Raw genomic sequence first — 8,556 nt, 5'->3', positions numbered from 1 at the left:
TTTCACATCTTCCATCGGTCCTTTTCGTGTACTCATTTGGACTCCTCCTTTGATACATCTATCTTATTATTTTTAGATTATGGTGTCCAAATGAGTTAGGGGGCTAAATAGAGACCACCCCACAAATGCCAAAAATAGATAGAAACCAATCCAATTTATCCTCTCCAACGGTCATAAACTCAATCGTTTCGACCAAATCTAACCACTATTCATCCAAAAATGTTTGTGTCACTCATCCTGAGACACTCATATTACAAACCCCATGAATAAAACCACCTCTTATCTTCAAACACTAGAAGAGAAAAGAAGGAGGTGTGGATGGTGGAAAGAAGCCCCTATACAAAATGGATATACAGGCTTTCAATGGCCCTCATTCTTGCATTATTTCTATATGTTCTCTATTTATTGAAGCCTGTATGGCATCCAGTATTAGAGGTCTTATTCTTTTCCCTGCTCCCTTTCTTCATAGGCGGCTTCATTGCCTACCTGCTTCATCCGGTAGTGGAGAAGCTGCATGAAGCCGGCATTCACAGGGGGATCGCCATACTGCTCATTTACCTCCTCTTCTTTGGTGGATTGGGCTACGCCATCTATAAAGGGACCCCGGCCATCATTCATCAGCTGAAGGATTTATCGGAGAACGCGCCGGTTTTCACAGAGCAGTACCAGGGCTGGCTGAAGGTTGTGCAGAGCGAGACTTCCACATGGCCGGACGGGATCCAGTCACAGCTTGAAAAGAGAATAGACGGACTTGAAGCTTGGGTGACGGGGCTTGTTGCTTTGGTCCTGGCAACCGTCATGAAGTTTATGAACAGTCTGCTCATCGTGGCCATCATTCCCTTCGTATCCTTTTATTTATTGAAGGATATTACAAAGGTAAAGGCGTTCATGTGGCAGCTCACGCCGAAAAAATGGAGGCAGAGTGCGATATCATTTTCACATGACGTGGATGAATCCCTCGGTGGTTATATCAGGGGACAGCTCTTGGTTTGTTTGATCATCGGTGGTATTTCTGCCGCCACCCTTTGGCTGATCGGTATGAAATACCCCCTCATTCTCGGTTTGATCATTGGGGTGACGAATGTGATCCCTTATTTCGGTCCGATCATCGGGGCGGTACCGGCCGCCATCGTGGCAAGTACGATTTCCACGAATATGGTGATTTATGTGGTCATCCTTGTCGTGGTCCTGCAGTTCCTGGAAGGGAACATCCTATCCCCCCTCATCGTCGGGAAAAGCCTCCATATGCATCCTCTCTTCATCATGGGGGCATTGATCCTCGGGGGCGAGGTGGGAGGAGTGATCGGAATGATCGTGGCGGTGCCGTTTCTTGCGGTCATAAAGGTGGCTATTTTACACGGCAGGACCCATTTTCTTCATACGATGAAGAATGACAATACTGAAAAATGGGAATGATCATTGACAAATACCATGAATATTTCTATAATCCAACATATACAAGTATTCGCATAAAATGAAAGCAATGAAGGACCGAGTACGTTATAGTCCATCTTCCAGAGAGAAATCCCCCAGGCTGCAAGGGATTCCAGATGAAGGATAACGGAATGCTAATCCTGAGTGCAGGTAAAGCCTGCCGTCCGGCCGCGTTAAGGTGTATTGAGGGATGAATGAACGCCATCGCGTTTATTCATAACCAGGGTGGTACCGCGAGAAACAGCTCTCGTCCCTGTTTTAGGGATGAGGGCTTTTTTGTATTCTTTTTTAACCATACATATAAAGGAGGAAGCTTGATATGAACAAATTAACAGGCGCAGAAATTCGTCAGAAGTTTTTAGATTTCTTTCAGGAAAAAGGACACGTAGTAGAACCGAGTGCATCACTCGTTCCACATGAAGATCCGTCCCTATTATGGATCAATAGTGGAGTAGCGACATTAAAGAAATATTTTGATGGACGTGTGATCCCTCAAAATCCGAGAATCGTGAATGCCCAAAAATCGATCCGTACGAACGACATCGAGAATGTAGGGAAAACAGCCCGTCATCATACGTTTTTCGAAATGCTGGGAAATTTCTCCATAGGGGATTATTTTAAAGTGGAAGCGATTGAATGGGCTTGGGAGTTCCTGACGGATGCAAAATGGGTCGGATTCGATCCGGAAAAGCTATCTGTCACGATCCACCCGGAGGATCACGAAGCATTTGACATCTGGAACCAAAAAGTTGGCGTACCTGCTGAGCGCATCATCCGTATTGAAGGGAACTTCTGGGATATCGGCGAAGGTCCAAGTGGTCCGAATACAGAAATCTTCTATGATCGAGGGCCAAAATATGGAGACAACCCGGAAGATCCCGAATTATATCCAGGCGGGGAAAATGATCGTTACCTTGAAGTGTGGAATCTTGTGTTCTCACAATTCAATCACAATCCTGATGGAACGTACACACCGCTTCCTAAGAAGAACATTGATACTGGTATGGGCCTTGAGCGGATGGCATGTGTCGTTCAGGAAGTGCCAACGAACTTTGACACAGATTTATTTATGCCGATCATAGCTGAAACGGAAAAAATCTCAGGGCAATCTTATGGTAAGGATGATGATACGGACGTCGCATTCAAAGTGATCGCCGATCATATCAGGACGGTTTCCTTTGCGATTGGTGACGGGGCCCTTCCTTCCAATGAAGGCCGCGGGTATGTCTTAAGAAGACTTCTTCGCCGCGCTGTCCGCTTTGCAAAAAAGATCGAAATCAACCGCCCATTCATGTATGAATTGGTTCCTGTCGTTTCTGAAATCATGGTTGACTTCTATCCGGAAGTGAAACAAAAAGCAGAATTCATCCAAAAAGTGGTAAAAAATGAAGAGGACCGCTTCCATGAGACTCTGAATGAAGGACTGGCTATCCTTTCTTCCATCGTCAAGGTACAAAAATCTTCCGGAAGTAACGTGATCCCTGGTGAAGATGTCTTCCGCCTTTATGACACGTATGGTTTCCCTGTTGAATTAACGGAAGAGTACGCAGAAGAAGAAGGATTGACGGTTGATCATGAAGGTTTTGAGAGAGAGATGGAAGGTCAGCGTGAAAGAGCGAGATCTGCCCGCCAGGATGTAGGAAGCATGCAGGTGCAAGGTGGAGTCCTGAGTGATATAACAGTGGAAAGCCGCTTTGTCGGATATGACACACTCGAAAGCAATTCGACAGTCCTTGAATTATTGGTGGACAATGAACGTCAGCCTCAGGTCGGTAAAGGTCAGGAATGCCAGTTCATCCTCAACGAGACGCCTTTCTATGCAGAGAGTGGTGGACAGATCGGGGATAAGGGGTATATCGAAGCGGAAGGCGTGAAAGTATACGTCAAAACGGTCAAAAAAGCACCTAATGGACAAAACCTTCACACGGCAGTTGTAGAAGAGGGGACATTGAAGCAGGGTGCCGAGGTCATTGCCAGGGTTTCCAGAGAATCCAGAACAAAAGTGGAGAAAAACCATACAGCGACCCACATTCTTCATCAGGCTTTGAAAGACGTTCTTGGGGATCACGTAAATCAGGCAGGTTCCCTTGTTGAACCGGATCGTCTGCGCTTTGATTTCTCCCATTTCGGATCTGTATCACCAGAAGAAATGGAACGGATCGAAACCATCGTCAATGAGAAGGTTTGGAAGGCGATGGCGGTGAACACGGCCCTGAAATCTCTAACGGAAGCTAAAAAGATGGGTGCCATGGCGTTATTCGGTGAGAAATATGGTTCAGAAGTACGTGTGGTATCGATTGGAGACTACAGCCTGGAGCTTTGCGGAGGCTGTCATGTATCCAATACATCCGAGATCGGCTTGTTCAAGATCCTCTCTGAAAGCGGGATCGGGGCCGGTACCAGACGGATCGAAGCCGTTACGGCAGAAAATGCGTATAAAGTATTGAATGATCAGGTGTCCCAACTGAAAGAGGTTGCAGCAAAACTGAAATCCAATCCGAAAGAAGTAGTCAATCGGGTAGACTCATTATTAGGTGAGATGAAAGAGCTTCAAAGGGAAAATGAATCATTATCTGCAAAGTTGTCTAACATAGAAGCAGGCAGCTTAACGGATCAAGTGAAGGTCATTGATGGTGTAAATGTCCTGTCTGCAAAAGTGGCAGCGGGAGACAGCAACGGACTGCGCACGATGATGGATGATCTTAAGCAGAAGCTTTCATCCGGGGTGATCGTACTGGCAACAACTGGTGATGATAAAGTGACCATCATTGCAGGAGTTACGGATGACTTAGTCGAAAAAGGATATCATGCCGGGAAATTGGTGAAAGAAGTAGCATCACGCTGTGGTGGAGGCGGCGGCGGCCGTCCGGACATGGCCCAGGCAGGCGGTAAAAATCCGGAAAAAGTCGAAGAAGCCCTTCAATTTGTAGAAGAATGGGTCAAATCCATTTAACTCCGTGTGAAAGTGGTGTACAATGTAGGTAACGATTAACAATTCGGTTGTCAAAAAGACAAGCCTAAAGAGAGGTGCTAAAAATGAGTTCTTTTGACAAAACGATGCGGTTTGATTTTTCAGAGGAGCCGTTCGAACATGACGTGAAGGAAGTGCTCTTACAGGTTCATGATGCTCTGCAGGAAAAAGGGTACAACCCGATCAATCAAATCGTAGGATACTTATTATCTGGAGACCCGGCTTACATTCCCAGACATCAAGATGCCAGAAATATCATCCGCCGTTTAGAACGAGATGAGATCATCGAAGAATTAGTCAAATCGTATTTGAAACAACACAAAGAGGGATAATAGATGCGTGTAATGGGTTTAGACGTTGGCTCTAAAACAGTCGGAGTCGCTATCAGCGATGAGCTTGGCTGGACAGCTCAGGGAATTGAAACGATTAAGATCGACGAAGATCAAGGTGTGTTCCGGATGGATCGAATCAAGGAACTTGCCGATGAATACCAGGTGGATACCGTTGTGGTTGGAATGCCTAAAAACATGAATAACACGATCGGTCCACGTGGGGAAGCGTCTAAAGCTTATGGAGAATTGATTCAACAGGAGTTATCCCTTCCCATTAAATATTGGGATGAAAGGCTGAGCACAATGGCTGCTGAACGAGTGCTGTTAGAAGCTGACGTCAGCAGGAAGAAACGTAAGAAAGTGATCGACAAAATGGCTGCGATGATGATCCTTCAAGGATATCTTGACAGCCAAAAATAATGAGGTGAATGTTCATGGAACACGGAGAAAAGCAAATTACAGTAGTTGACGAACAAGGAAATGAGCAGTTATGCGAGGTCCTTTTCACATTTGAATCAGATAAATTCAATAAATCGTATGTCCTTTACTATCCACTTGGGGCAGATGAGAACGACGAAGAAGAAATCGAAATTCATGCATCTGCATTCATGCCTGGTGACGAAGGTCAGGAAGGCGAATTAAAGCCGATTGAAACAGAAGAAGAGTGGGACATGATCGAAGAAATGTTAAACACTTTCCTTGATGAAGAAGAAGACGCTGAATAAGCCGTCGTCATAGGACTATATGAAACAGGGACCGCAAAAAGGGACAAATAATTCACCCTTTTTGCAGGTCCCTGTTTCACTTTGTGCAAAATATTGTATAATAGTGGAGGTGATGTCGAATTGCGCATGACGGATAGCCCGCTTTTTTGCTCGAAGGGGGGAAATGAAAGCGTTGGAAGAAAAGAAAAAGATAAAAGAGACACTTATGAAGAAATTGCTTGAAAGGCAAGAGGAGGCCAAAGTCATTAGAAAAGTAGTAGGACTTGTCATTCTTTGTCTTGTCATTATCATAGGGGGAACGGCCATTGGAGGCTACCTTTATGTGAATTCAGCCCTGAAACCGGTTGACCCTGATAATACGAAAACGGTGAAAGTGGACATCCCCATTGGCTCCGGGATATCGAGTATAGGGAAAATCCTTGAGGACAAAGGGATCGTTAAGAATTCAACAGTCTTTAAGTATTACGTGAAATTCAATAACGAAGCAGGATTCCAGGCAGGTTCTTATGATTTGACGCCTTCCATGACCTTGAATGAAATCGTCAACAGCTTGAAGACTGGTAAGGTCATGAGGAAAGCAGAATTCAAGATTACCATTCCAGAGGGACTTCAATTGGACCAGATCGCAGAGATCATCGCTGAAAAGTCCTCTTATAAAAAAGATGAGATTGAAAAGAAATTAAACGATAAGAAATGGCTCGAGCAATTAAAAGAGGAATATCCGGAATTGATTACAGACGAAATCTTCAAGAAAGAAATCAAACGACCGCTGGAAGGATATCTTTATCCTGCGACGTACCCTTTCTATGAAAAGAAGCCATCTTTAGACACGATCTTAAAGAAGATGATCGCGCAAACGAATGAAGTATTGGCTCAATACCAGGAAGCCATGGCAGCAAATGAGTATACACCTCATGAGCTTCTCACCCTTTCTTCCCTGATCGAGGAAGAAGCGACGGAGAAAGCGGACAGAGGAAAAATTTCAAGTGTGTTCTATAATCGTATGGAAGAAGGTATGCCCCTTCAGACAGATCCGACGGTCTTATATGCATTAGGAAAGCATAAAGACAAAACCGTTTATAAAGATCTTAAAGTGGAATCGCCTTATAATACGTACCAAGTGAAGGGATTACCGCCTGGACCGATTGCGAATGCGGGCTTGTCTTCGATCGAAGCCGCCCTGCAGCCTGAGGATACAGAGTATTATTATTTCCTGGCTGCTTCCAACGGCTCGGTATACTATTCTGAAACACTGGATGAACATAACGAGAAAAAAGCAAAATATATTACCAATAAAGAAGAATAGCACTGTGAGAAGAGGAAAGAAACATTCGCTTTCCTCTTCTCTGTGTGGTAAAATAGTACAAGTTATTTTTTATATCCGGGCGTTATCTTGATGAACGTGTGAAGTAGAAAGCTCATTGTAGCTTTCTTCTTTTCATGTTAAGAAAGAAGCGTTACACGGGCACCATTTATGAACATGATCGTGAGGCTTATATATGAACGAACAAGTGATTGGCTATATAGAATCAATCGTGAAAGGACGTCCGGCCATAATTGCCGAGATGGAGCAATTTGCAGTGGTTCATCATGTTCCCATTATGGAACTGGTTGGAATCGAAGCGCTCCTTGGAATGTTACGGATCCAGCAGCCGAAAGTGATCCTTGAAATCGGGACGGCCATCGGATATTCGGCACTCCGCATGGCAGGGGCACTTCCAGAGGCGACGGTCGTTACCATTGAGCGGGATGAAGAAAGATTCGAAGCAGCACAGGGGTTCCTTTCCCGTTCTGAAGATGGAAAAAGGGTCGTCACCCTGTTCGGTGATGCATTGGAGCTTGCCGAAGAAGTGGAAAAGCATGGACCATATGATGCCATTTTTATCGATGCTGCCAAAGGGCAGTACCTTAAATTCTTTGAACTATATTCCGGCATGCTGTCAGAAAGCGGCGTCGTTTACTCGGATAATGTCTTATTCAAAGGACTGGTTGCAGAAGAACACGTCGAACAGAAAAGAATTCGGAATATGGTCAAGAAGCTGCAGAATTATAACGCATGGCTAATGAATCATGAAGAATTTGATACAAGTATTTTACCTGTCGGTGACGGAATCGCCATCAGTAAAAAAAGAGGTGAACAACGATGAAAAAGCCGGAACTTCTTGTAACCCCTGCCTGTGTATCCGATATTGAACCATTGGCATCTGCAGGTGCCGATGCCTTCATGATCGGGGAAGAGCGTTACGGCCTGAGGCTTGCCGGGGAGTTCTCCAGGGAAGATGTGGGGGAAGCCATCTACGTCGCCCACAAACACGATAAGAAAGTATTTGTCGCGATGAATGCCCTCTTTCATAACGATAAAATCGCTGAACTCGATGACTATATTGTATTTCTTAAAGATCAAGGGGCGGATGCCATTGTCTTCGGTGATCCCGCCGTATTGATGGCTGCACGTGAGGTGGCGCCGGAGATGAAGCTTCACTGGAATACGGAAACGACGGCCACCAATTGGTACACCTGTAATTATTGGGGCAGAAAAGGTGCGAAGCGTGCAGTACTCGCCCGCGAATTAAGCATGGATAGCATCATAGAAATGAAAGAAAATGCAGAGGTTGAAATAGAGGTTCAGGTGCATGGAATGACCTGCATGTTTCAATCCAAACGCTCATTGCTCGGGAATTATTTTGAATATCAAGGTAAAGTGATGGAAATCGAAAACCGGAAAGAACAACGCAATATGTTTCTTCACGATGAGGAGCGTCACAACAAATATCCTATCTTTGAAGATGGGAACGGCACACACATCATGAGCCCGAATGATATGTGCATCATCGATGAGCTTGGTGAAATGATGGAAGCAGGTGTCGACTCCTTCAAGATCGATGGCGTGATGAAGTCTTCTGAATATATCCTGGAAGTGACGAAACTGTATCGTAAGGCCATTGATTTATGTGCAGAAGACGAAGATCGATATGAGGAAGAGAAAGACGAATTTCTGGAAGAAGCGAAAAGCCTGCAGCCGGATAATCGTCCGTTGGATACAGGTTTCTTCTTTAAAGAAACCGTGTATTAAGAATGATAGACTGATCAGAAC

At 44.8% G+C, this 8,556-nt stretch carries 8 protein-coding genes and 1 other annotated feature; all 8 genes read left to right on the top strand.

Features of this window, described 5'->3' with window-relative positions:
• Positions 1-318: 318 nt before the first annotated feature.
• The 8 genes from V8G47_RS13085 (at position 319) to V8G47_RS13050 (ending at position 8,535) form a co-directional block, all read left to right on the top strand.
• On the top strand, positions 319-1,416 hold the full coding sequence (locus tag V8G47_RS13085; protein WP_336200498.1) for an AI-2E family transporter: 1,098 nt from the start codon (positions 319-321) through the stop codon (positions 1,414-1,416).
• Positions 1,417-1,474: 58 nt separating this feature from the next.
• Positions 1,475-1,692 (top strand) — a binding site (T-box leader).
• Positions 1,693-1,753: 61 nt separating this feature from the next.
• Positions 1,754-4,387 (top strand): alanine--tRNA ligase, encoded by a 2,634-nt coding sequence (gene alaS / locus V8G47_RS13080; RefSeq protein ID WP_336200497.1) that lies wholly within the window; start codon positions 1,754-1,756, stop codon positions 4,385-4,387.
• A gap of 83 nt (positions 4,388-4,470) precedes the next feature.
• On the top strand, positions 4,471-4,737 hold the full coding sequence (locus V8G47_RS13075; RefSeq protein ID WP_034757362.1) for an IreB family regulatory phosphoprotein: 267 nt from the start codon (positions 4,471-4,473) through the stop codon (positions 4,735-4,737).
• 3 nt (positions 4,738-4,740) lie between these two features.
• On the top strand, positions 4,741-5,157 hold the full coding sequence (ruvX, locus tag V8G47_RS13070; RefSeq protein ID WP_034757364.1) for a Holliday junction resolvase RuvX: 417 nt from the start codon (positions 4,741-4,743) through the stop codon (positions 5,155-5,157).
• 14 nt (positions 5,158-5,171) lie between these two features.
• Complete coding sequence (locus tag V8G47_RS13065; RefSeq protein WP_034757367.1) at positions 5,172-5,462, top strand: DUF1292 domain-containing protein; 291 nt, start codon at positions 5,172-5,174, stop codon at positions 5,460-5,462.
• Between the two features lie 163 nt (positions 5,463-5,625).
• Positions 5,626-6,768 carry an endolytic transglycosylase MltG gene (gene mltG, locus V8G47_RS13060; protein ID WP_336200496.1) on the top strand — a complete coding sequence of 381 codons (1,143 nt, stop codon included), beginning with the start codon at positions 5,626-5,628 and terminating at the stop codon, positions 6,766-6,768.
• Positions 6,769-6,961: 193 nt separating this feature from the next.
• A complete protein-coding gene (locus tag V8G47_RS13055) occupies positions 6,962-7,609 on the top strand; it encodes an O-methyltransferase (RefSeq protein ID WP_336200495.1) in 648 nt (215 codons plus the stop codon).
• The gene (locus V8G47_RS13050; protein ID WP_336200494.1) at positions 7,606-8,535 is read left to right on the top strand and encodes a peptidase U32 family protein; all 930 of its coding nucleotides are present in this window, start codon (positions 7,606-7,608) and stop codon (positions 8,533-8,535) included. The genes V8G47_RS13055 and V8G47_RS13050 overlap by 4 nt, the downstream gene beginning before the upstream one ends.
• The last annotated feature ends 21 nt before the right edge of the window (positions 8,536-8,556 follow it).

The organism is Rossellomorea sp. LJF3 (assembly GCF_037046045.1).
Classification (GTDB): domain Bacteria; phylum Bacillota; class Bacilli; order Bacillales; family Bacillaceae_B; genus Rossellomorea.
Note: the sequence above shows the minus strand (reverse complement) of the source record. Positions and strands in the feature narration are given on the sequence as shown.

Bases quoted from the DNA above. Each gene is read 5' to 3' on its own strand.
- mltG (WP_336200496.1), top strand. From the start codon at position 5,626: ATGAAAGCGTTGGAAGAAAAGAAAAAGATAAAAGAGACACTTATGAAG.
- V8G47_RS13075 (WP_034757362.1), top strand. From the start codon at position 4,471: ATGAGTTCTTTTGACAAAACGATGCGGTTTGATTTTTCAGAGGAGCCG.
- ruvX (WP_034757364.1), top strand. From the start codon at position 4,741: ATGCGTGTAATGGGTTTAGACGTTGGCTCTAAAACAGTCGGAGTCGCT.
- V8G47_RS13055 (WP_336200495.1), top strand. From the start codon at position 6,962: ATGAACGAACAAGTGATTGGCTATATAGAATCAATCGTGAAAGGACGT.
- V8G47_RS13050 (WP_336200494.1), top strand. From the start codon at position 7,606: ATGAAAAAGCCGGAACTTCTTGTAACCCCTGCCTGTGTATCCGATATT.
- V8G47_RS13085 (WP_336200498.1), top strand. From the start codon at position 319: ATGGTGGAAAGAAGCCCCTATACAAAATGGATATACAGGCTTTCAATG.
- V8G47_RS13065 (WP_034757367.1), top strand. From the start codon at position 5,172: ATGGAACACGGAGAAAAGCAAATTACAGTAGTTGACGAACAAGGAAAT.
- alaS (WP_336200497.1), top strand. From the start codon at position 1,754: ATGAACAAATTAACAGGCGCAGAAATTCGTCAGAAGTTTTTAGATTTC.